The 24,007-nt window shown below is 34.4% G+C and carries 12 protein-coding genes; 3 read left to right on the top strand and 9 right to left on the bottom strand.

The genetic code is table 11. The annotated features are described in order from the left end of the window. Nucleotides 1-91: 91 nt before the first annotated feature. The 9 genes from NU08_RS17180 to NU08_RS22380 form a co-directional block, all read right to left on the bottom strand. Nucleotides 92-1,624 carry a RagB/SusD family nutrient uptake outer membrane protein gene (locus tag NU08_RS17180; RefSeq protein ID WP_129748341.1) on the bottom strand — a complete coding sequence of 511 codons (1,533 nt, stop codon included), beginning with the start codon at nt 1,622-1,624 and terminating at the stop codon, nt 92-94. Nucleotides 1,625-1,650: 26 nt separating this feature from the next. Continuing rightward, nucleotides 1,651-4,677: a SusC/RagA family TonB-linked outer membrane protein gene (locus NU08_RS17175; RefSeq protein WP_129748340.1), complete on the bottom strand. Its 3,027-nt coding sequence runs from the start codon at nt 4,675-4,677 to the stop codon at nt 1,651-1,653. Between the two features lie 541 nt (nt 4,678-5,218). Beyond that, nucleotides 5,219-6,811 carry a solute:sodium symporter family transporter gene (locus NU08_RS17170; protein WP_129748339.1) on the bottom strand — a complete coding sequence of 531 codons (1,593 nt, stop codon included), beginning with the start codon at nt 6,809-6,811 and terminating at the stop codon, nt 5,219-5,221. A gap of 3 nt (nt 6,812-6,814) precedes the next feature. Then, nucleotides 6,815-7,831 carry a GntR family transcriptional regulator gene (locus NU08_RS17165; RefSeq protein ID WP_008469304.1) on the bottom strand — a complete coding sequence of 339 codons (1,017 nt, stop codon included), beginning with the start codon at nt 7,829-7,831 and terminating at the stop codon, nt 6,815-6,817. Between the two features lie 70 nt (nt 7,832-7,901). Beyond that, nucleotides 7,902-10,106, bottom strand: coding sequence for an alpha-galactosidase (locus tag NU08_RS17160; protein ID WP_129748338.1), 2,205 nt, complete (start codon nt 10,104-10,106; stop codon nt 7,902-7,904). 19 nt (nt 10,107-10,125) lie between these two features. After that, nucleotides 10,126-12,096: a sialate O-acetylesterase gene (locus tag NU08_RS17155; RefSeq protein WP_129748337.1), complete on the bottom strand. Its 1,971-nt coding sequence runs from the start codon at nt 12,094-12,096 to the stop codon at nt 10,126-10,128. An 11-nt stretch (nt 12,097-12,107) separates the two neighbouring features. Further along, on the bottom strand, nt 12,108-14,063 hold the full coding sequence (locus NU08_RS17150; RefSeq protein ID WP_242502583.1) for an alpha-galactosidase: 1,956 nt from the start codon (nt 14,061-14,063) through the stop codon (nt 12,108-12,110). Nucleotides 14,064-14,507: 444 nt separating this feature from the next. Further along, entirely contained in the window at nt 14,508-17,183 is a 2,676-nt protein-coding gene (locus tag NU08_RS17145; RefSeq protein ID WP_129748335.1) for a T9SS type A sorting domain-containing protein, read from the bottom strand. Nucleotides 17,184-17,857: 674 nt separating this feature from the next. Next, nucleotides 17,858-18,007, bottom strand: a complete 150-nt coding sequence (locus tag NU08_RS22380) for a hypothetical protein (RefSeq protein ID WP_165352475.1) — start codon at nt 18,005-18,007, stop codon at nt 17,858-17,860. A 579-nt stretch (nt 18,008-18,586) separates the two neighbouring features. Here NU08_RS22380 and NU08_RS17140 point away from each other — a divergent pair. The 3 genes from NU08_RS17140 to NU08_RS17130 all read left to right on the top strand — a co-directional run bounded on the left by NU08_RS17140 (nt 18,587) and on the right by NU08_RS17130 (nt 23,997). Then, on the top strand, nt 18,587-19,132 hold the full coding sequence (locus tag NU08_RS17140) for an RNA polymerase sigma factor (RefSeq protein WP_129748334.1): 546 nt from the start codon (nt 18,587-18,589) through the stop codon (nt 19,130-19,132). Between the two features lie 75 nt (nt 19,133-19,207). Next, the gene (locus tag NU08_RS17135; protein WP_129748333.1) at nt 19,208-20,260 is read left to right on the top strand and encodes a FecR family protein; all 1,053 of its coding nucleotides are present in this window, start codon (nt 19,208-19,210) and stop codon (nt 20,258-20,260) included. A gap of 176 nt (nt 20,261-20,436) precedes the next feature. After that, a complete protein-coding gene (locus NU08_RS17130; RefSeq protein WP_129748332.1) occupies nt 20,437-23,997 on the top strand; it encodes a SusC/RagA family TonB-linked outer membrane protein in 3,561 nt (1,186 codons plus the stop codon). Nucleotides 23,998-24,007 lie beyond the last annotated feature (10 nt).

The raw sequence follows: 24,007 nt of genomic DNA, 5'->3' as shown, positions 1-24,007 counted from the left end.
CCCAAAATGGCATTACAAATCAAAACTGTGGCATTAACCGAACCACATGAACCAAAAAAATAAAAATTACTATTGATTTTTTTTTTAGATATTAATAGCCCGGATTTTGATCCTCTGGGCCAATCTCATCGTTAAGCTTAATCTCTCCAATTGGAATAGGATAACGGTTATGAAATGCTGCAATGGTACCGTTTTGTTTTGCCCATTTGTTGCGAGCGCCTACCAATTCTACCAATTTTCCTGTACGGATAAGATCCATTCTTCTCCATCCTTCAAAAGCCAATTCGCGCATACGTTCATCTAAAATTTGATCTCTAAACTGAGCTTGAGAAAGTCCGCTCCAAGCCATTCCTGCTGGCAATGTTCCTCCAAAAGCTCTTGTTCGAACCTGATTCACATAACTTTCAGCTTCTGTTGTGCTTCCTAATTCATTTAAACATTCTGCGTAGTTAAGCAATACATCCGAGTATCTGATATACGCTTTATTTTTACCTGAATTCCAAAATGATTGTTTTCCGTCTACACGAATATCTTCGTATTTTTTAATGTGTGGATCTAGCTCATCACCACCAAAACCCGCAGGAAGTGTTGGCGTAACTCCCTTATAAGTAAAATCATAACGAATACTGGCAGCTTTACGTGTGTCACCAGCTTCCCATATTCCTCCAGCTGATTTGTCTTTATAGCAATATTGAGTAGGAAGTATCAAATCGTAACCACCAAAATAGGCATATTGATCCATATTGGCCAAAACTCTTGAACCTGTCTGCCATTGTATCTGGTTGTTATCTGGCCAGTTGTTGTTATACTGCCATTCGTATAAAGATTCTGAAGAATTAGCGTGGTCTGGGCTAAAAACATCTGCGTAATTAGGCAATAAACTGTATTTTCCAGATTTAATAACTGCTTCAAACCATTGTTTTGCTTTATTATAATCACGGTATCCTGACGCTTCTGGCGCATATAGATATACTTTTCCTAAAAGCGCTTGAGCTACTCCTTTTGCAGGAAATGCAGGATTGCTTTGTGTTACAGGAAGTTTTTCAATTGCTCTTTCTAAATCGGCTACTATATAAGAATAAACTAATGGCAAAGGCTGACGTTTTAAACCATATTCTGTCGATTTTGCTTTATCATTAATTGGTATTTCTCCCCAGTATTGTGTAAGTTCAAACATTAATGTTGCTCTTAAAAAACTAGCTTCACCCATTAAAAGATCACGTTTTGCGCTATCATCTTCGGTATTAATTCCTAATGCTCTAATAGATTGCGCCGCTACTTCAATTACTGGCCATCTGTCATTCCACAATTGCCCAATTGCCTGATTCTCCTGACTTAAGAAACCATTGTATAAATCAAGTCCCGCTTGGTTTGCATCTCCTGTTACCTGCAAAGCACCTTGTTGCGCTTCGTCTGTACCTAGAGAAGTATAAAGTCCAGCACGGTCTTTTTGCATATTTCTCCAATTTGTTATCGCTCCTAAAAGAACAGGTTCTATTTTACCTAAACTACCATATGCTTGTGCAGCAGTAAGAGAACTTTTTGGTTCTTGATCTAAAAAATCTGAAGAACATGAAGCTGATAATATCGTTAGGGCCATAAAGGCTATAATTTTTGCTTTCATAAAAATAATTTTTAGAATTAATTTGATTAAAGAGATACATTTAATCCTAGAACTACCATTCTAGATAAAGGATAAGAATCTCCTCCCTCAGGATCATAACCTTTGTATTTAGTTATAATAAACAGATTCGATCCCGTTACATAAAACCTGCAATTTTTAAGAAAAACACTTTCTGCGACTTTGTCTTGTAATGTATACGATAGTGTAAGTGCATTTAATCTTAGGAATGAAGCGTCTTGTATTGCTTTATCTGTTTCTCCTAAAGTATATCTTCCTCCTCCATAATAAGCTCTTGGCACATCTGTATTGGTGTTTGTTGGAGTCCAACGATCCAAAAGATCTGTATGTGCTGCACTCATTCCTCCAGAGTTCATATAGCTTTCGTAAGTACCGCTAGGTCTCTTACCTCCTATTGAATACGCAAATACTGCATTTAATCCAAAACCTTTATAGTTAAGATCTGTAGAAAAACCACCATAATAATCAGGATTCAAATCGCCAACCACATATCTGTCTTGATCGTTTATTACACCATCTCCATTACGGTCTTTAATTTTAATATCTCCAGGCTGAACAGTTCGGCTTCCATAATTTACTTTAGTAAGATCTTCTCCTTGCTGTGCTATGCCATCATATTGAAATACATAAACTGTGTTTACTGATTTTCCTAAGAAAAAGTTCCCAGTACGTTGGATTTCATTGTTACTATAACCACCTAAGTTGTATATCTCTGTAGCATCTCCATAAAGTTTTGTAACCTTATTTTTTGCCGATGATATATTGGCAGAAACATTCCATTTAAAATCTTTGTTTTTAATAATGTCACCGCTAAGTTCTAATTCAAATCCTTCATTAGTTGTAGAACCGATATTATCTAACTTGTATTTATATCCTGATGAAACTGGCATATTACGCAACATCAAAAGATCATCATTATTGATGTGGAAATAGTTAGCACTTGCAGTCAATCTGTTTTGGAAGAAACCAGCATCTAATCCAATATTAAATTGCTTTTGTTTTTCCCATCTTAAATCGAAATTATCGATGTAATTATCAGACACGTAAGTTCCAGAATTATTGCTCACTTGTGCATTATATAATGCAAAGTATCTGTAAGCATCTACATTCTGATTTCCTACCATACCATAACCTACGCGAAATTTAAGTTGGCTTAATTTTTCAAATCCTGAAAGGAAATTTTCTTTACCAATATCCCAGCTTCCAGCTATAGAAGGGAAAGTTCCCCATTTGTTATTAGGTCCAAATTTAGAAGAACCGTCTCTTCTTATTGTTCCTGTAATATTATACTTCCCATCAAAAGTATAGTTAGCTCTTGCAAAATACGATTGGTTTGTATAATCTGTAAAATTCGATCCTAACTGCGCATTGTCTTTTTGATAAGCTCCTGATAATGCCATGTATGTCAAGTCATCACTAACAAATCCGCGAGCTCTTACATCTGTACTATTACCTGAATTACTCAGTACAGAAAATCCTCCCATTATACTTACGTCATGCTTTGCAGCAAAAACTTTACTATAACTTACGGTATTATCCCATTGATAATTTAATTGCGAATATCTATAATGGTGCGCCTCGCCATTCATAGAATTTCTAAGTGATTGCCCAGTATAACTTGGCACATAATCAAAATTTGCCTGATCTATAACATCCACAGAAAGATTCGTTCTGATATCAAGTCCTTTTACTGGTTTTGCGCTTAAAAAATTACTGCTTGTAAGTCTATTGCGCGTACTTGAATTTATGATGTCGAGACTTTTAATTGGATTGTAAAGATTTTGATCAAATACTTCACCATATCTCAGATAAGTAGCTTTTGGGTCTATAGGCAATAATGGATTTGCTCCTAATGCCACACCAAAGGCACTTCCTTCTTGGTAATTGCTCTGACTTCTTGAAAAGGTCGTATTTGTACCAAACTGCAACCAAGATTTTAAATCCTGTGTAAGGTTAATTTTTCCATTATACCTTTTAAAATCAGAATTTTTAAGAAGCCCTTCCTGATCAACATAATTAAAACTCACAAAATAAGTTCCTTTTTCTCCTCCTCCGCTAAAACTTAAATTATGATTGGTTTGAAAACCTGAACGCGTTACCTGATCTAGCCAATTGTAGCTTTTACCTGTTCTGTAAGATTCCAATTCATAAGGTGCAAATACAGTCGAACCATCTGACTTAATTTGATTAATATAAGCAGCTCGATCAGCTCCAGGATTCTCATCCATATAACGATTTGCATAAGCGTCAACTCTTAAATCAAATAACTGCTGGCCATTCATCAAAGGAATAGTTCTTGCAAATTCAGATACACCAGTCCATGTGTCATACTGTATTTTTGCTTCTCCTGATCTTGAACCTTTTTTTGTTGTGATTACAATTACTCCATTTGCGGCTCTTGAACCATACAATGCAGTAGCAGAAGCATCTTTAAGCACTTCCATACTCGCAATATCATCAGGATTTATGTTTTCAAAATTACTATCTGTAATCAAACCATCAATTACAAATATTGGGTTACCTCCAAAGTTTAGAGAATTATTCCCTCTTATTCTTATTGAACCTGTCTGACCAGGTACAGCACTTTGCTGTACGTATACCCCTGACGCGCGCCCTTGAAGCGCTTGCACTACGTTTGGAGTAGGAACCTCTCTAAGCTTATCTCCAGAAACGCTGCTTACGGCACCTGTTAGATCTCCCTTTTTTATAGCAGCTCCAACTATTACCACTTCTGTCAGTTCCTGAGTGCTTGGAGTCAAAGAGATATTAATTTCAGGCTTGTTTGCAATTGCAGTTTGCTTATCAAATCCAATAAAACTAAACTCAAGCGTGGAACCAGATTTTACGTTTAATAATTTGTAACTACCATCAATGTCTGTTACTGTTGAATTCTGAGTACCTTTAACCTGAATAGTTGCCCCTGGTAAAGGTAAATTTTGTTCATCCTTAACTTTACCAGTTATGGTTTGGGAGTAAAGTGTGCCGGCATACAACATAACTACTAAGAAGCATAAGTATCTTATTGCAATTCTCATAATAATTTGGTTTTTAGTTAATAAATTAGTTAGTTAGTTTTTTGTTCTTTATTGAGCATTTAAAATACGAGAAAACGAATTGACTTATACTATACTATACTACAACATTACAAACATACAAATATTTTCATTACATCCAAATTTATGTTTTAAGAATTTGCTATTTTTTTTATTGATTTATTTCGGCTTTGCCACAAATACGGCACCTAAAAAAGGAAAAAGAAAATAAAGGATATGATAATTTAAAGAAATGTCAGACAAAAAAGAAGAAAGGTTCAATTAAAACCAAGGAAAAAAGTGTACAAATTAAAGAACTCATTCTCAAGAAATTTATCCATTAAAAGACATGCAAAATGCGTTTTTTAATAAAAAACTTTTCAATATGTGTCTATTAATTAGACCTAACAGGTTTTAAAAAACTGTTAGCTTTAAACCTAAAACATAAAAAAAGACGCACTGAAGTGCGTCTCTACATAAATCTTTGAACCTCTGAACCTTTGCACCTAAACCTTAGAACCTCAGCATCTCAGCACCTTAAAACCTAAGCTATTCCCCATTTAGAGAATAAAATAAAAATGCTTATCATGCCAATAATCAATAAAGCAAAATACCAATAACGATTCTTCCAAGGCGATAATTCAACCGTTTCTAGTTTGATTTCGGTGTATTGATACGCAGGATAATACCTAGATACCAATAGCATACAGAATGAAGTCAGAATAAACAAAAGAGCCAGCATGTGCAGATAATGCAATTTAATGTCCAATACATAATTGAAAATAATATAGCTCAAAATGAAAAAAATCATACCTATTTTTGCTGCTTGAGGCGGTACTTTTTTAAATACAAAACCAATCAGTATAATAGTAAAAATAGGCACACAAAACATACCGCCTAATTGCTGCAAGTAAGTGTAAAAACCAGCTTTACTAAAAATGATAAATGGCGCCGAAAACATAGCCAGAGCTGAAACAATAATTTCAAATTTACGTCCTGTGTAAACCAGATGTTTCTCTGTCGCTTCTTTATTTCTTTTCTCTAACCAAGGTTTGTAAAGATTAAGAACAAATAAAGTACTGCTGCTGTTAAGTCCTGCATTAAAAGTGCTTATTGCTGCTCCTAAAACGACTGCTGCCGTTAGACCAATCATAATTCCCGGCATAGTATCCTTGATAACAAGAGGAAAAACTTCTGCTGTATTTTCTAAATTTTTATAAAGATGTGTTCCAACCAATCCAGGAATATTGATAATAAAAGGACATAAGAGCTTTCCTAAGCAAGCTAGCCCCATACCTTTCTGGCTATGGGATAAACTTTTTGCCGAAAGTGCCTGCTGTACAATAAATTGTTCCATTCCCCAATAATACAGATTCATGATAAACATACCTGTAAAAATGGTGCTGAGCGGAATTTCATCATGAGGACCACCAATTGCATTTAAATGCTCTTTATTTTCTGAAAGCAAAATATGAAGACCTTTGAACCAATCTCCGTTTCCTAAGAATTTAAATCCAAAATAAGGAAATGCAATACCAATAGTCAGCAGACCAACACTCAAAACAGTATCGCTGATCGATATGGCTCGCAAACCGCCCAAAACTGAATAAGCGCAACCTGTAAGACCTATTAGCCAGACCATTACCCAGATATTCTGCCAATAGGTTAATTCTAATGGATACAGAAAATTAAACATTCCTGTCAGTGCCACTGCACCACCATATAATACAGCTGGAAGTAAATTAACGATATAACTGCATAGAAATATGATGGACACCAATCTTTTGGTCGATTCATCATAACGTTTTCCTAAATAATCAGGAATTGTCATAGCGCCTGTACGAAAGTAAATTGGAAGAAAAAATTCCGCAACCAAAAGCATTGCCAGCACAGAACTTACGCCCCATGCTATCACGCTCATGTTATTGGTGTAAATAGATTCGTTTTCGCCTATAAACTGATTAGCACTTATATTACTGAGCAGTAAAGCACCTCCAACTATAAAAAAATTATTGTTATGGTCTGCAAAAAAAAGTCCGCTTGTTGTCTGTACCTTTTTTTTTCGCGTTTTTATTGCTGAAATAACGGCAACCAAACCCGTAATCAGTAGGAAACTAACAATCGATAAAACATTCATAAATTACAGCGAATTTCTATCGATAAGAACTGTTGGAATAATTTCCTGCGTTTTTTTTCTGTTCAGCACAAAATCGGCTGCTCTTCTTCCCATTTCAGAGAAATCTGTAGAAAATGTAGTTACCCCGTCAAAAATGATCTCTTTTACAATATCATCGTTATGCGAAATAAAACCAATGTCTTTACCAATCTTCAATCCTTTAATTTTAGAATCTTTCAGCATTTCCCAAAGTTCCAAATTGTGAATGGTAAAATATACTTTTCCTTTTTCCAGAGAGCCAGCTGTATATTCTTCTTTTATGACACCTTTGATATCATAATCTTTCATAAATCTTTTAAAAGAATTTAAGATTTCATTAGGTTCTGCAGACGATGGCTTGAAGAAAAATACCAATTCATCGTACTTTTTAATTTTATCTTTAAGCTGCACAAAAGCATTGTAAGACGAATCTCCAAACTCTTGTGCAACATAATTGTAATCTTCATCCGTTTCTATAAAACGGTCTACCAGCAATACTCTGTTTGTAGGCAATTGTTTTAAGACAGCAGGTGTTTTTTTATTCGGAATCGGAGCGATAACAAACATTCCGTATTTTCCTTTTATGCTCTGAACTATATTCTCGAACGTATCAAAATTGTTGTGATGAAAGAAAATATCCAATTGCACATTCTTGCCCAGTCCTTTTCTAAAATTCTCATAAAACATTTCCTGAAAAATATCAAAAGCAAATATCAGCAATGCCACTTTTAATTCTTGCTTTACATCATTGGTCGCAACAAAATATCCCAAACGGTTTTTCGATTCGATAATTCCTCTGTGTACCAATTCTTTATAAGCTTTTGCAATGGTTTCTCTCGCAAAACCTAGTTCGCTTATAAAAGTATTTACAGACGGAAGTAAATCGCCTTTTACGACTACCTTTTCATCAATGGCATTAATTATTCCTTGAACCAATTGCTCATGCTTAGATAAGGAATTTATAGATTCAAGATTTTTGATCTGCTGAATAATTTGCTTCATAAATCGTTTTAATAAGTATTTATTTAGAAAATATTGTATTACAAATATATACTAATGTTTGAAATTTAGTTTAGGCCTTAGTAATTTTTAAAACAACACTGCTGTTTGATGCTGTAACATTCGGATTAATCCCAACTTGCATTAAAAAATCGCCCGAATATACAGCGGTTTCTACCACTGGTTTTTTATCTGGATATACATTGATTTCTTCTACTTTATAGTTTTGTCCAGCCTGCAATCCTTTTAGTTTAATTGGAAGATGAGTTCCTGCTTCATATCTAGAGTTAACAGAATAGCTGAAAACCACAGCTTCATTACCATTTTTATTGACAAACATTACAGAAGCGGCATCATTATCCCACGGATTCTGCAGACGATATTGGTCTCCCTGCCAGATGGTATTACTTAATTCGTTATAGTTTTTTATTGCTTTTTGAGTGAAAACTAGATCTTTCTCATTTAAATCTTTTACTACAATATCAAAACCTAATTTTCCCATCATAGCAACATCTGTACGGTATTTTAGAGGTTGTTTTCCCCAGTCTGTAACGTGTGCCGCAATGGTAAGCGCTGGATAAAAATACGAGTATTCCCATTGCATGTAAACACGCTCTAAAGGATCTGTGTTGTCACTTGGCCAAAATTCTGTAAAGTATTTCAAAGCACCATAATCTACTCTTCCGCCACCGCCAGAGCAAAGCATCATTGGTACTTTTGGATATTTTACACGAATGCGTTCCAACACTTTGTACAATCCGTTTACATAATCGGTGTAGAAATTATTCTGTCTGTCTTTCAAATAATTAGAATAAGCATTATAAATCACAGCATTACAATCCCATTTAATATAAGCCAATTCTGGATTTTCAGTAAAAAGATTATCTACAACTCCATACACAAAATCCTGAACTTTTGGATTTGCCAAATCTAAAACCAACTGATTACGGAAATAATGTTCTGCTCTTCCTGGCTGTTTGATAACCCAATCAGGATGTTTTTTATACAAATCACTTGCAGGATTTACCATTTCAGGCTCAATCCAAATTCCGAATTTCACTTGATTGTCTTTGGCCGTTTTTACTAAAGTTCCAATTCCGTTTGGCAATTTCTTTTTATTGACATCCCAATCTCCCAAAGCTGCATCATCGTTGTTACGAGGATACGTGTTTCCAAACCAGCCATCGTCCAACAAGAACAGATCAACGCCTATTTTTTTACTATCGGCGATTAAAACTTTAAGTTTTTCTTCATCAAAATTAAAATAAGTTGCTTCCCAGTTGTTTAATAAGGTCAAACGATCTTCTTTTCCGTCTAAGATTTTATAAGTTCTTGACCAATCATGCAGATTACGGCTTGCAGTTCCTTTTCCTTTTGATGATAAAGTGTACCAAAATTTAGGAGTCGTAAAAACTTCGCTTTTTGCCAGTTTATAAGCTGCCGCTGCATTATTGATTCCAGAAATAACACGAAGATTGTTCAATGGATCTAACTCTAAATCGGTTCTAAAATTACCTGACCATTCTAAACCTGCAAACAAAACTTTTCCTTCGTCTTCAGTTGCTGGTTTATCCAAAGAAACCATAAATACTGAAGGCTGGAATAAATTGGTACGAGATCCTAATTTAGTATCTAAAGTTTTGATTCCGTGAGTAATTTTAGTTTCTTCTGGCTGCATTTCTTTTGCCCAGTCTCCATGATATTGATTCAAATAAAAGTTTTTGTATCCTTTCAAATATAAATTAGCCGATGCATACTTATTTAAAGTGATGCTTCCTTTTTCATTGTGCTGAATAGTTGTCCATTGCTCAATCACATCAGTATCATAATAAGATTGGATAAACAAATGAACCTCAACTGGATATACAGGATCTTTTAATGTAATTTCAGTTTGAGTAACTCCTGTACTAACCGTATTCGTTTTATGACTTACATATAGCAAATCCAAAGAAGTGTTTCCGTCAGCATGTGTTACTGTAATTGCAGGTTCTAATAAATTTTTTGATCCAGAAGCAGTGTAAGCCGCGTTATAAATTCCTGAATAATCCGTTCCTTGACGAAACTGACTTTGTATTTTAGCATAATCTGAATCGTTTGCCAGTTTTTCTCCTAAATAAATAGTGTTAACTTCTTTTCCTGGTGTTACTTGTAAAACTAATGCATTAGTTTTTGTTTTTACAGCAATAATCTGTTGTGCGGTTACTGTACTGCAATAACTCGTGAGAATAAAAAATGCTATCGCAAAAGACTGCCTTAAATTGATACTTTGTTTTTTCATTTTATTATATGTTATTTTTTTATTTTTTTCCTTCTGTAATTCCTTTCCAATTATCCGTTCTAAATGATGATGCTGGCAATCCTGATGCATTGGTTAAGTTTCCGTCTGGATTGTCTGCCCAATTGTATCTTACAGCCACAGGGTTTGGAACTTCCTGAGCATAAACAACTACTTTTCCATCCACTATTTTTGCTTCTGCCCAATAAAACTTCTGGTCTAATCCTGCTATAGAAAATCCTTTTAACGAACCTTCTTTGGCTTTAATTCCTACATTAAAATCAAAATCCAGAATAATGTTATTATGCTCTGTTTTATAGGATTTATAAAGCGGACCTGAATAATCAATTTTAGTATTGTAAACTTTTGCTAAAGCAATATCTGCCAAGCGTCCGCCAACGTCTTGTTTGTTTTTTGGGTGAATATCTTTTCCGTCTCCAATATCTGTCGTAACAGCCATTCCTGTATTAGGGACTTTTAGAGCCATAAATTGTGCTTCTCTTAATTCTGCCCAATCAGAATCTCCCGGCTGTATTTTCTTCTCTTTATAATTAGCCAATTGCACAAAGAAAAAAGGAAGATTTTTGTCTTTAAATTTATCTCGCCAGTCGTTTATCAAGAGTGGCATTAACTTTTGATATTGATGCGCTCTTTCCGCATTACTTTCACCCTGATACCAGATTACGCCTTTTATTTTATAATCTAACAAAGGCGCAATCATGGCATTGTATATGGCGCTTGGTCGGTTTTGGCCTTGAGCCATATAAGGTTTTGCAGGCAAATCTTTACTGTCTGCACCAATACTATACTTCCAATCTCCAGATAATGCAATGGTTTCTTTTTCTGATTTTAAAGCGATATTTTCATCTCCGTAAATCCCTCCATTTCCTGATCCGTCAAAAACTCTTATTGTTATTAGGTTTTCACCTTTCTTCAAATATTTTGCAGGAATTGTATACTGGCGTTCTACATTATAACCTTTGGTTTCACCAATATAATTTCCGTTTACCCAAAGTATATCATCGTCGTCGGCATAATAACTCAGCTTAAAATCTTTAGTATTATCCGAAATGTTGACTGTTTTCCTAAACCAGATTATTCCATCAAAATTTCCTAAACCGTTGCTGTCAAAAAAAGAAGGCACTTTCATTGTTTTCCAAGCTGAATCATCAATTTTAGACGTTGCCCAAACTGCTTTTTCGTTCTCATATCCTTTGTCAGCATTAGCAAGATGTTTTTCCCAAACTGCTAAATCAGCATTGTATTTTTTCTCTAAAGTTTCTCTACTTGATTCAGATTTCATGGCTTCAATTTCGGTATCAAAATCATGAATGGTACTTAACGCCCCCGAACTTGTCCAAGCTTCAATTAATGTTCCGCCCCAAGAAGAATGAATTAATCCAATAGGAATCTTTTTTTCTTTATAAATTTTTCTAGCAAAAAAATAAGCTGTCGCACTAAAATCCGCAATAGTTTTAGGGCTGCATATATTCCAGCCATCGTGTTGCACTTTTAGTGTATTTAGAGGTAAAGTGCTTTCGATATGCTCGGCTTGTAATAATCGTATTTGAGGATAATCGGCATTTGCAATTTCTTCTTTATAATTATTGATTTTCCCCCAGCCTTCTAACGGCATTTCCATATTACTTTGTCCTGAGCATAGCCAAACTTCTCCAATTAAAACATTTTGCAGTGTTTTTAAATCTCCGTCATTTATCGCAATTGTATAAGGACCACCATAAACGGGAGTTTTTAAAACTACATTCCATTTGCCATTTACCACATTGGCTTTATAAGTCTTTTTATCCCAAGAAGTTGTAACAGACACTGATTGTTTATCGCTTTCTCCCCAAAACGGAACAGTACTTTTTTGCTGCAAAACCATATTATCTGTAAAGAAAGATGGTAATAAAACCGTTGCATTAATTACATTTGAGGAAAGAATAAATAAGGTAAATACTAAAGCCGTTTTCTTAAAAAAATGTTTTCTCATAATTCTATCAATTAACGTTTTACTATCTTAAATAAACCCGCATCTTTAGCACCGAGATTTAAATCTATACTATTGTTTTTTATCTCAACAGTTTCGGCTGTAAAAAGATTTTGCAATTTATAATTACCGCTCTTAACACCAAGTCTTTCTAATGGCAAAGTAAAATTTTTAGCTGCTGAACCATAATTTAAAACTGCCACATACCAATCATTTCCTATTTTTTGTTCGAAAACTTCAGTTGTTAGTTTTCCCGTATTTCCTTCTACTGGGCGGAAAGCTACTCCATTGGCAACAATTTTAAGCAATTCATGATTCTGAAGCCACTCTTTTGCGCGCTTGCTCCAGATTCCATCTTTACTGTAATCATCTCCCGTAATTAATGTCCCCGTAATTACCGAAGATATTAATCTTGCACGATTCTCGCCTTCGGTAACATCTGCAAAAACCACATGATCAGCATCGATATAATCGTAGGAATAGGTTTGCCACCAGCCATAATTGACGCTATTTAATGTGTATTGTGTCTGCTCGATTGTTTTCCAAGCATCGCAAGCAATACGGCGAACGTGTGCGTAACGGGCTGTAGCCATATTAGGAGAAATTGCAGCATAAATTAGCATTTGCCCATCTAGTGCTTTTACTAAATGTTCCATTCCTACTTTATAAGCCTGCATTCCTGTGGTTACATTTTTATCATAAAATGAAGTCGATTCCGCTGCGGCGTGACCTAAAAAGTCAATTTTTATCATTTTAAAACCACATGCTTTTAGCTTATTAATAACATAATCAACGCGTTTAAGAGTTCCGGGATGTGTAGGGTCAATGGCACGTGCACCGTCGAAATCAAAATAAGTATTTCCGGTTTTAGTCCACAATTGTCCAAAAGTATAATCACTGCCTTCTGCTTTACGGTTTGGTCCATCTTTCCACCCCCAATCTGTAAAAGGCGCCCAGTAAGCTCCAGGTTCTAAACCTTTACTTTTGCAATAATCTGCAAATTCTTTTAATTTACTGAAATCTCCTGTAAATCCGCCTTTTACCATATTATCCCAAAATGAATCAAGATCAATATAAGCTGTATTGCCTACTCTAAATTGCGGAATTGAGTTAGCAAAAAAATCGGCAACTTTAGTCGTGTTTTCAAAATTAATTTTCTCCATCAAAACGCCCCAGCTATTCCAGCCAACTGGAGTTGGTTTATCCCAAGTAAAAACAAAAGGTTTCTCTACAATACGATTTGTTTTTGCATATTCTTCCATTCCCTCTCTCCAGTCAGAATAATATCCGACGAAGAATTTAGGCGATAAAACTTTTTCACCTTTTATTATTCCGTGCCCAATACTATCTCTAGTTATTTCTTTTTCTGAAAATCCAGCCCAAGCCGAAAATTGTGCTTCTTTATTTTTATTGATTGTTTTAACAGCGCTTTTCCAAACGGTATGTTCAAGCGAACCTACAATAAAACTGTTTCTTGAATTGTTGTTGAATATAATTCCAACTTCTGCACTAGTATTTTGAGAAATAGTATCTAGTTTTTTAGAATTATAACTTATAAAAGCATCATTGTCATAAGGAACAAAAACGCTATGCAGATTTTCAATTTTATCAAAAGCAATTTTGCCTAAATCTAATGGTGAGATATAATTGGTCGCAATTTGTTTTCCGTTACTTATTATTTCTATTTGAGTTATAAAGTAAGACTTATTGGTATAAGTATAAAAACTCTGAATTAAAGTTGGGTTATTTTTCTCTTTATAAGTTAAAGTATATTTTAAACCATTTCCTAAATCATCTTTAATAGTTTGTTTTGCAAAAACAGCATCTGGATATGAATCTGTCGTTATGGTTTTTCCGTTAACTATAACAGAAGCTTTTGCTCCGCTAAATACAGTTTTTCCAGATTGGCTTACTGAAATCGTTTTTTGTTTCGCATCATAAATAATGATTCCGTTTTTACCAAAATTCATTGTAATATTTTTTTGCGCTAAAGCTGATACACAAAAAAATACTGCCAGAAAAATGGATAAAAACAGTTTTTTTAAAGGAAAAGGATAGTGGTTCATTAGATAAGTTTTTTGGTTTATTATACTATTCTATACTACAATAATACAAATTAAAATTAACCCTGCAAGAATATAAGTAAAAATAGTGCTCATTTTTTCCGATTCCAAAAACATAAACTCCTATAAATCAACAAACAAGTTTACTTAACGAAAATTATTTTTTTTGTTTCAAAATAGTCAATCTGACAATAAACGGATAAAAATTTCAAAAAGATAAACAAAAAATATGCATCGCAAAAAGTACTATATTTCAAATTTGCCGTTTAAAAATTCTAAAATATCGATACAAAAAATCCCGATTCTCAACAAAATGAAAATCGGGATTTTTAAAAAGTTACTTAAAGATTTTTAATTCTTAACAAATTTAAAGTTTTGCTGCGGATGTCCAGATGCTTTCACTTTTACTACATAAACGCCTTTTGTAAGCCCGTTTACCGGAATTTCTGAACTAATTGTTCCATTTGTCGTAACAGTGGTTTTCCAAACTTCTTTTCCTGTTATATTATGCACCGAGATTGCTGTTGGACCATTAATTTCATGATCAAACTTAATTCTAAAACTGTCTGTCGCAGGATTAGGAAAAACATAATTAGTAGAAGCATTCGCCCAATTATAACTTGGAGTACTTAATGTCCCACTAGAAATAGCATAAATCGCAGCATCAGCCTGAGGCAATTGAACACTTAATGTGCTTTGAGCTGTACTCGTAGCTCCAGAATAAAGTTCTTTAACAGTATAATTGCCTGAACCAAGCCCTAAACGACTCAAACTGATATTATTTGTCGTAGCCGAATTGCTGTAATTAAAAACTGCGACATAAGTAACGTTATTGTGCGTTGCCGAAAAAACATTCGCCGCATTATATCCCGTATTTCCATCTGCAGGAATAAAGTGCATTTCATTACGTGCGACATCCATTACATCATTATTTTGCAAAAGGCTCTGCGCAGTGGTTTTCCATTGTCCAGCAACAGAAAAATCATCACCAGTAATTACCGTTCCTGTAACTACACTGCTTAATAATCTTGCACGATTCTGTCCGATTGAAGCGTTTCCGAAAACTACGTGATCTGCATCTATATAATCATAAATTTGATTTTGCCACCATCCATAAGTTGTACTATTCAAAGTATAATCAGTATCACTTATTGTCGCGTACGCATCACATGCAATACGTCTTACATGCACAAAAGGACCAGTAGCGAGATTAGGAGATATAGCTGCCTGAACCAACATAGTTCCTCCAATTTGGTCAATCAAGAATTTCATTCCTTCTTGATACGCTTCCATTCCTGTATGCAATTGGTTATTTGCAAAGCTGTCTGCTTCAATGCTTGCATGAGTTAAAAAGTCAATTTTTATCATTTCGAATCCAGCAGTTTTAAAACGATTTATAAAATATTGAATTCTCGCTTTAGTTCCTGGACTTGTTGGATCCATAGCATAAGCCCCATCCAATTCTAAAGGATTTCCATTGACTTTTGTCCAACACTGATTATAAGTATACGAACTTCCCTCAACCTGACGATTGTATTTTCCCCAATCTACAAACGGAGCCCAATAAATTCCAGCCTTATATCCTTTACTTTTTGCATAAGTAACAAATTGTGCCAATTCGGCATCGCTCATATTATCCCAATACGAATCCAAGTCGATGAATAAAGTATTATCTTCTGTTTTAAATGCAGGGCAATCATTATGAAAAAAATCTACAACTGCTTTTGCCTTCGTTAAGTTAATATTGGTCTGCATAGCTCCCCAGCTGTTCCATCCAATTGGTTTTGGAGCTGTCCAATCAAAAATATATTTAGGTTGCATCGCTGCGTTGGCTTGCGCAAATTCTTCAAATCCTGTTCTCCAGTCGTTCGTAGCATTAATCATTATTTTTGGAGAAGGACAACTCGTTTGCCCAACATTTACCCAACCGTGTCCTCGTGTATCTCTGGTTACGTCTTGTTTAGTCCAACCCGCAATAACCGAAACATAAGCCGATGAAGAACCACCACCGCTTACAGTAACACCTGTTTTCCATTTGGTATGTTCCAAAGAACCAATTACTAAACCTTTTCGATTGGTATTGTTATAAATATTAGTTACTTCTGATGCTGTAAACTCAGCTGAGTTTAAAGTATAAGCATTGTAGCGAATCCAGGCGTCATTATCGTAAGGAACAAATACTGCTCTTGTATCTCCTGTTCCAAAATTGGGCGTTATCTGGTTACTGGTTAAAGGCGACATTTTATAGCAGTTTGATCCGCTTCCTGTTAAGACTACTTGCACAGCTAAATAGTTTTTATTGGTATAAGTGTAAAAAATCTGTTGCATTCCAAGATTATAATTCCCACTTAAAGTAAAAATATGTTTGGTGCCGCTTCCTATATTGTCTGCAAACGGTTCTGAAGTATAAACTGCTGAAGCAAAATTACTGCTTAAGTATTGTTGATCACTGTTTGCATAAGCAGATGCATTGCTAATTACAGTTGCACCATTAAACTTTATGCTATAGGTTTTATTAGTGAGGTTATAAACAATACTATTGTTTGTTCCAAAAGCGATAGTTTGGTTAGTTCCTGCCGCTAATGGTGTCAAAATAAACTTATCCAGATTAGGAGCCCACGAATTCGTATTATCCCAAAGCAGAGTGGTTATTCCGCTGTTTAGATAGACACTTATATTTTTGGACGCCGCTGTACTCCATCCTCCACTTGGCTCACATGGAATTGCAATAGCCGTGGCTGAACCTGCAGTTAACCTAATCGTGCGTGGATCTCCTGTACAATAAAATAATTGCAGATTGTACCAGCCTGATGCTGTTACATTGACGTTTACCGAAACGCTACCTGTTCCTCCTAAATTACCGACTATTTTTCCTGAACAGGAATCGCAATTCTGAATGTCGGCATTTCCTGTACGAGTACCGTTTTCAAACTCGTAAGTCTGTCCCCAGCTACAGATTGTTAATAAAAAAAGCATTAAAGCTAGAATGTTTTTAACTGGTAATGTTTCATTTGTAATTTTTTGCATGGTTTTCTTAATTAGTTAGTAAATAACAGTTCTATACTGTACTATACTACAATAATACAAAAAATATTACTATGTAACTTAAAAAGAGTCGTTTAAAAAGAATTCAATAATCTTAATTGTCTTTTCATTCTTGAATTCAAAAAAAAGAGTTAAATACTTCTACGAACATCTTAAACTCTTTTTTAAATTATATTTTGGATTTCTTAGCTCCCTCTACTTGCCAATGCAGAAATTAACTTTCCTAATTTTACAACGGGTAAACTAGGTCGGAGCACAAATAAGGCACGAAAAAAAATACAATTTAAAATCTTACAAAAAACATCATTTGTAATGTGTCTCTTAATTAAAATAAAATGACAGGTTTTCAAAAAAACTAATTGCTCTGTCCTAATTATAATATCAAAATCTTAGGATATTGGTACATGTAAATTTTTTAAATCGACAAAAACACAGTAAAAAAATCTCAAAAAAAACAAAGACTAACTAACTAACTAACTTTTAAATAGTCTATCCATTTAAACAAATTCGCTAACCGGATCAATTTTTGCATCGCCGGCCAAAATCGCAATTAAAAAATCTTTAGAAAGAAAGAAAGAAAGAAAGAAAGAAAGAAAGAAAGAAAGAAAGAAAGAAAGAAAGAAAGAAAGAAAGAAAGAAAGAAAGAAATCTTTACCTTAAAAAGGATCTAATCTCCAGTTTAAAGAACTAGTTTGAATCTTGTTGAGGTCACTGAGCCAGATGGCGCCAATTGTCTTCAATTGGCGCCATTTTTTATTGAGACTATAAACAAAGTAATTCTGAATCATTTTTGCTTTTAATTTCATTTTTTTAATCAGAGCCAAATAATGTGAAAGAACCTGTATAGACTCCATATTTTTTTTCACACAAAAAAATAGGCGAATTTGAAAATAGCCTTTGACTTTAAACATGAGATTGTAAAAAATAAGGAGCAAAAATGTGCCCTTAACTTTAACTACATTTTTCGTTAGCACATCCATTTATTTAATAATAGAGTAAATTGCAGTTTTTGCTTCATTTCATCTTATTTAATTTCATGGACTTTGTTTTATAATTGTACATCTCAATATGGGTTCCGTCCAATTTACAAAATCGATTAAACGTAGTTATCGTTGACTACAATCATCTGAGCCTTCCCAAAAAAATGACAAGACTTTAATTCCGCTAAATACTCATTTTGTCGATTCAAAACTTTTAAGACCCAATACATTTAAAAACATCTAAAACAAGAAAAGCAACCTTGAAAACTAGTTTGATTTTAACAAAATAATACACATTATTTCAAGAAAAATCTTCAAAATGATGCGAAAAATTCGAAATATTATCTAATCAACTGATAAAAGTTATAGATTTGTTCAAAAATCAAAAGCAATTTCATTCCTTAAATGGAGAATACCACAACAGATATTTTTTTATGGCAGCAGATTAAAAAAGGTGATATTACCGCCTTTGAGAAGTTGTATGATATCTACGCTGATGTTTTGCTAACTTTTGCTTTACAATATACTAACGAAACTTCAATTGCTAAAGATGCTATTCATGATGTTTTTCTAGACATCTACAAATACCGAAGCGGTCTTGCCGAAAGTGTCAATGTAAAATCGTATTTGTTTAAAATCACGCAACGAAATGTTTTAAAAAAACATAAAGCTACGCAGAAAATATTTTCCCTAAGTACTGATTATGATTCTGTTATATTAAAAGAACTTTCTTTTGAAGATGCTTTGATCGAAGAAGAAAATCATACAGCGCTAAACTCCAGACTGGCTTTTGCAATGGAAGAACTTACCGAAAAACAGCGCAAAGCATTATTCTACAGATTTAACGAAGACAAACCTTATGAAGAAATTGCTTCTATTTTGGGCATTTCTATCGAGTCTTGCAGAACACTGATTTACAGGTGTTTGAAAGAATTAAGAAAAAAACTTTAAAAAAAGGTTATTTTTTATGTCTATGTTTTACAAGAGTTGTTCTCTTAGTATTATATACCCCATAAAAACATCGCCTTGCAAATTAACTTTAACAAAATATCGAACGATGAAAAAGACTCTTTAAAGAGTCAAATTCGTCATGGACTAATAGAACTGGAGCAAAAAGAATCCAGAATCAGGAATAAGAAAAGATTAATCGCCTTTTCTGCGGCTGCCAGCGTAGCATTATTAGCCGGATTGTTTATTAGTCGAACTCCAGAAAGCAAACCTAAAACAGATTTAGAGCTTTTTGCTGAAAAAGGAGAAACAACAATGTCTAATGCAGACTTAGAGAATATCTCTCTTGTACTGCAAGACCAAAAAACTATTGCTGTACAGGACAGTTCAGTAATTAGTTATGGAAAAAACGGTGAAAAAGTAACAGTTGGAACGCAGTCAATTAACACAAATGCTAACAGCACTTCTTTTAATACAGTTAGAGTTCCTTACGGTAAAAGAACGCAGATTGTTTTAACTGACGGTACAAAGGTTTGGCTGAATTCAGGTTCTTCCTTAATTTATCCAGCTCAATTTGATGGAGCAATTCGTGAAGTGTATTTAACTGGCGAAGCGGCGTTTGATGTAGCGCACAACAAAGCCAAACCTTTTTTTGTAAAAACAAAAGAATGCGATGTCCGTGTGCTCGGAACGGTTTTCAATGTAAGTTCCTATCCTGAAGACCAGACAGTCCAAACTGCCTTATTGCAAGGAAAAGTTCGAATTACGTATAACAAAAAAGGGCTGTTAAGCAATAAAGAAATTCAGGAAGATTTAACGCCTGGAATGATGGCCACAATCGACAAAGATAAAAAGCAGATTAAAGTCGAACTAAAAGATGTTGCTTCTGCATTGTCTTGGAGAGAAGGCTATTTTACTTTCAAAAGCCAGTCATTGAATACGATTTTAGGCAAACTTTCAAAATATTATAAAATAGAATTTATCAAAGGCGATAATTTAAACCTCGACGCTAATTATTCTGGATCTTTTGCCTTAAATGAAAACCTTAATTCGCTGGCGAGTACTTTAGCGAGTATTACCAACAGCAGCTGTACTGTTAACGCAAACCAAAGAACTATTACAATTAAATAAATAAAAAAATCAATTCTAAAACCACCAAAGCCTATGATAGAAGACCAGAAATAAACATATCAACCTTATTTGTAAAAACTAACCAAAAAAAAACCAAAAGATGTTGGAACCATCTTTTGGCATTGTAGAACAGTAGTCAACGCTAATTGACTATATCTTAAATTCAAAACAAAATTATGAATAAAAAACATAATTCAGAAAAGTATTTTTCTGAACGATACCACTATTACCTATATCTGCTGCTTATGAGATCTGTTACTGCATCTATTTGGATAAGTATGTGTAGTTTATATGCGAACCCTTCTTTAGGACAAAATAAAATACATGTTCGTTTCAAGAACACGCCACTAACCGAGGTATTTTCTACTTTAGAAAAACAGACTAACTATGTCTTTTTCTATAATGACGATGTGCTTAAATCTGCCAATACCATTACATTGGACAAAGATGCTACTTTAGAAGAAATCTTAAATAATGCTTTCACCAACAACAATCTTACTTTTGATATTATTGATAAGCAAGTAATTGTAAAGAAAAATAAAAAGAAAGCAGAACAGCTGGAATATGAACTAACAGGAAAAGTTACCGACAAAAATGGTGCCCCGATGGTTGGCGTAAACGTAGTGCTAAAAGGAAAACAAACTTGGGATATTACTAGAAAAGAAGGTGATTACCGAATGAGGGTTTCTCCTTATGATACCATTGTTTTCAGCTCTTTAGGATATAAGACTGTAACCGTAGCCGTTAACAATAAAAGAGTAATCAATACTACACTTGTACCAGATGTTATGGAACTCCATTCTGTTGAAATTCCTGCTTCTAACGGTTATACTGAAATCCCGAGAGAAAGAGTTACGGGAGCTATTGGAGTAATAGGCGCAAAAGAACTTGCTGAGGTTCCGACAGTAGACATCCAGTCAAGGCTAGAAGGAAAACTTGCTGGTGTAAATGTTGATCCAAGAACAGGATCAATCAGTGTCAGAGGAACAAATAATTTTGGCGGAACAGGACAGCCGTTAATTGTTATTGATGGTTTTCCGCAGTCAAGAGAAGATTTTGCATTTTCTAAAAGAGGCGTACCAGGAACTTCTATTTTAAGTTTTCTTAATCCAGATGATGTAGAAAGCATTTCGGTTTTAAAAGATGCCGCAGCAAGTTCAATTTGGGGATCAATGGCTGCTAATGGCGTTATTGTAATCACAACCAAAAAAGGAAAAAAAGGTGAACCATCTATAACTTTTAATACTACTACAAGTATTGGAGAAAAAATAGACTTGGGAAAACTTCGTGTTATGAATACTGCACAATACATCGATTATGAAAAAGATCTTGTGGCTGGCGGATTTGTAGCTGATAATATTTCGAACTGGCAAGCCCTTAATCCAAGTGCAGCACAAGAAATAATGTTCAGACAAAAAAGAGGGCAAATCTCTGTTTCTGAAAGAGATGCATTATTGAGCCAGCTATCGCAAAATGATAATTTGGGGCAGATAAACAGATATTTATTAAGAAATTCAGTTACGACCCAATACGATTTATCTATAAATGGAGGAAACGAAAAAAGCACTTACTATCTGTCTTTAGGCTATAATAAAGATCAGGCTGCAATGCAAGGAAACAATTCCCAATCTTATAATATCACATTAAACAATTCTTTTCAGCTTAAAAGCTACTTAAAGTTAAATACAGGAGTAAATTACGTTCCAAGTACCTATCAAAACAATAACGTTGCAAACGAAGCTCTTTCAAATGTATCTGCCACAGCCTTGCGACCATACGATATGATTGCTGATGAAAACGGAAAAGGAATTGACCGCTATTTCCTTTTCAGACCAGAAGTCGCAAAAGGATTTGAAGCAAAAGGATACTTGCCTTGGTCTTACAATTATTTAGATGAGCTGAATTATTCTAACGTGATAACCAAAGGTGCTAATTTAAGATTAAATGCCAGTTTAACAGCAACAATTACAGATTGGCTAAATTTTGAAGCGTCTGGAATGTACACTAATATTACCAACAAAATCAAGTCTTTGAGTGAATTAGACAGCTATTATACTCGAAATATGATTAATCAGGCAACATCAGTTAATACAGCTGGAAAATTAGTTTATGGTATACCCTTAGGATCTTATTTGTATAATACCAATTCCAGCAATGATACTCAGAGTATGCGTTTTCAGATGAATATCAATAAGAACTTTAACGAAAACAACAGCCTGCATTTCTTAGCTGGTTCTGAAATTAGAGAAGAACGCAGAGAAGGTTCAAGCCAAAGATACTATGGTTACAATATTGATACTAACTCAGGACAATCGGTAAATCCTACAGTGTATTATACTACTGTTTACGGATGGCAGAGCATTATTGGAAGCACTGATAATAGTATCAGCAAATCAAGAAACCGTTATTTATCCTATTACGGACTAGGTTCTTATGATTATAAGAACCGTTACCATGTTTCTGGAAGCATTCGTTTTGATGATTTTAATCTATTGGGAGCTTCTAGAAAAAACAGAGCATTGCCATTATGGTCTGTAGGCGGAAAATGGGACATCAATAAAGAAATTTTCTTAAGCGATGTAAACTGGTTAAGCAGTTTAGCATTAAGAGTTACTTATGGAAAATCTGGAAGTTCGCCTGCTGGAGGATTTGGAAGCCAGAGTCCTGTAATCAGTATTGGATCTGTCGATTTCAACACGCAATTACCAACAGCTTCTATTTCTATCCCTGAAAACCCTGAAATTAAATGGGAAACAACTGCAACACTAAACTATGGTCTAGATTACGGATTTTTCAAAAATCGTTTACGAGGAAGTCTTGATTTATATTATAAAAAAACAAATGATATTCTAGCAAGCCTTCCTTTCAATCCAACTTATGGATGGTCATTTGTAACGTATAATACCGCTTCTTTAAAAGGCCATGGTGTTGATCTGTCTCTTTCAGGAACAATTATAAATACTGCCTTTAAATGGAACAGCAACCTTAATTTCTCCTACAATACCAATGAAGTTACAGACTCTCGCTATGTATTAAACAGCACTAACCAATATTTTGGTTCAGCAGCTATGGTTGGAAACAGTATTGGAACAATCTATGCTTACAACTGGGCTGGACTGGATGCAACTGGACAGTCTCAGGTGTATAAAAAAGACGGTACAATCGTTAACTCTTCTCAAGGAATTGCAGCAATAGATAAAGACGATTTGAAAAAAATGGGAACTTCTTTTGCTCCTTATTTTGGAGGCTTTATTAATGATTTTTCTTTTAAAAATTTCAGATTAGGAGTTCAAATAACTTATTATGCAGGACACGTATTTAGAAATACCGTATTGCAAAATTATCCTTCATATTCTGGCGTACAGTCTGGAGCTGTTGCTAAAGACGAGCTAGTGGCTGACAGATGGAGAAAAGCAGGAGACGAAGCTATTACAAATGTTCCTGGCCTAACCAATATTAGCTTTAACAGCTTGAACCGTTACCAGATGGCAGATATTAATGTGCTTCCTGCAGACAATATTAGATTGCAGCAGATTTCGTTAGGATATAATGTGCCATCACAATGGTTAGAAAGAACATTTATTAAGTCATTAAGTTTCAATTTTGCCGCTAGAAATCTTGGATTGCTTTGGGTTAAAAATGATTTAGGAATCGATCCGCAATACTTGTCAAACGCTAATTACAATACACTTGCCCCACAGCGTAATTACTCGTTACAATTTAATTGCACTTTTTAATTTAAAAAAC

The organism is Flavobacterium anhuiense (assembly GCF_004151235.1).
Taxonomy (GTDB): domain Bacteria; phylum Bacteroidota; class Bacteroidia; order Flavobacteriales; family Flavobacteriaceae; genus Flavobacterium; species Flavobacterium anhuiense_A.
The sequence above is the reverse complement of the archived record's forward strand: the minus strand, read 5'-3'. Positions and strand labels throughout refer to the sequence as shown.

Excerpts from the sequence above, each read along its gene's own strand:
- NU08_RS17180 (WP_129748341.1), bottom strand. The coding sequence starts at position 1,624 with ATGAAAGCAAAAATTATAGCCTTTATGGCCCTAACGATATTATCAGCT.
- NU08_RS17175 (WP_129748340.1), bottom strand. The coding sequence starts at position 4,677 with ATGAGAATTGCAATAAGATACTTATGCTTCTTAGTAGTTATGTTGTAT.
- NU08_RS17170 (WP_129748339.1), bottom strand. The coding sequence starts at position 6,811 with ATGAATGTTTTATCGATTGTTAGTTTCCTACTGATTACGGGTTTGGTT.
- NU08_RS17165 (WP_008469304.1), bottom strand. The coding sequence starts at position 7,831 with ATGAAGCAAATTATTCAGCAGATCAAAAATCTTGAATCTATAAATTCC.
- NU08_RS17160 (WP_129748338.1), bottom strand. The coding sequence starts at position 10,106 with ATGAAAAAACAAAGTATCAATTTAAGGCAGTCTTTTGCGATAGCATTT.
- NU08_RS17155 (WP_129748337.1), bottom strand. The coding sequence starts at position 12,096 with ATGAGAAAACATTTTTTTAAGAAAACGGCTTTAGTATTTACCTTATTT.
- NU08_RS17150 (WP_242502583.1), bottom strand. The coding sequence starts at position 14,063 with ATGAATTTTGGTAAAAACGGAATCATTATTTATGATGCGAAACAAAAA.
- NU08_RS17145 (WP_129748335.1), bottom strand. The coding sequence starts at position 17,183 with ATGCAAAAAATTACAAATGAAACATTACCAGTTAAAAACATTCTAGCT.
- NU08_RS22380 (WP_165352475.1), bottom strand. The coding sequence starts at position 18,007 with ATGAAATTAAAAGCAAAAATGATTCAGAATTACTTTGTTTATAGTCTC.
- NU08_RS17140 (WP_129748334.1), top strand. The coding sequence starts at position 18,587 with ATGGAGAATACCACAACAGATATTTTTTTATGGCAGCAGATTAAAAAA.
- NU08_RS17130 (WP_129748332.1), top strand. The coding sequence starts at position 20,437 with ATGAATAAAAAACATAATTCAGAAAAGTATTTTTCTGAACGATACCAC.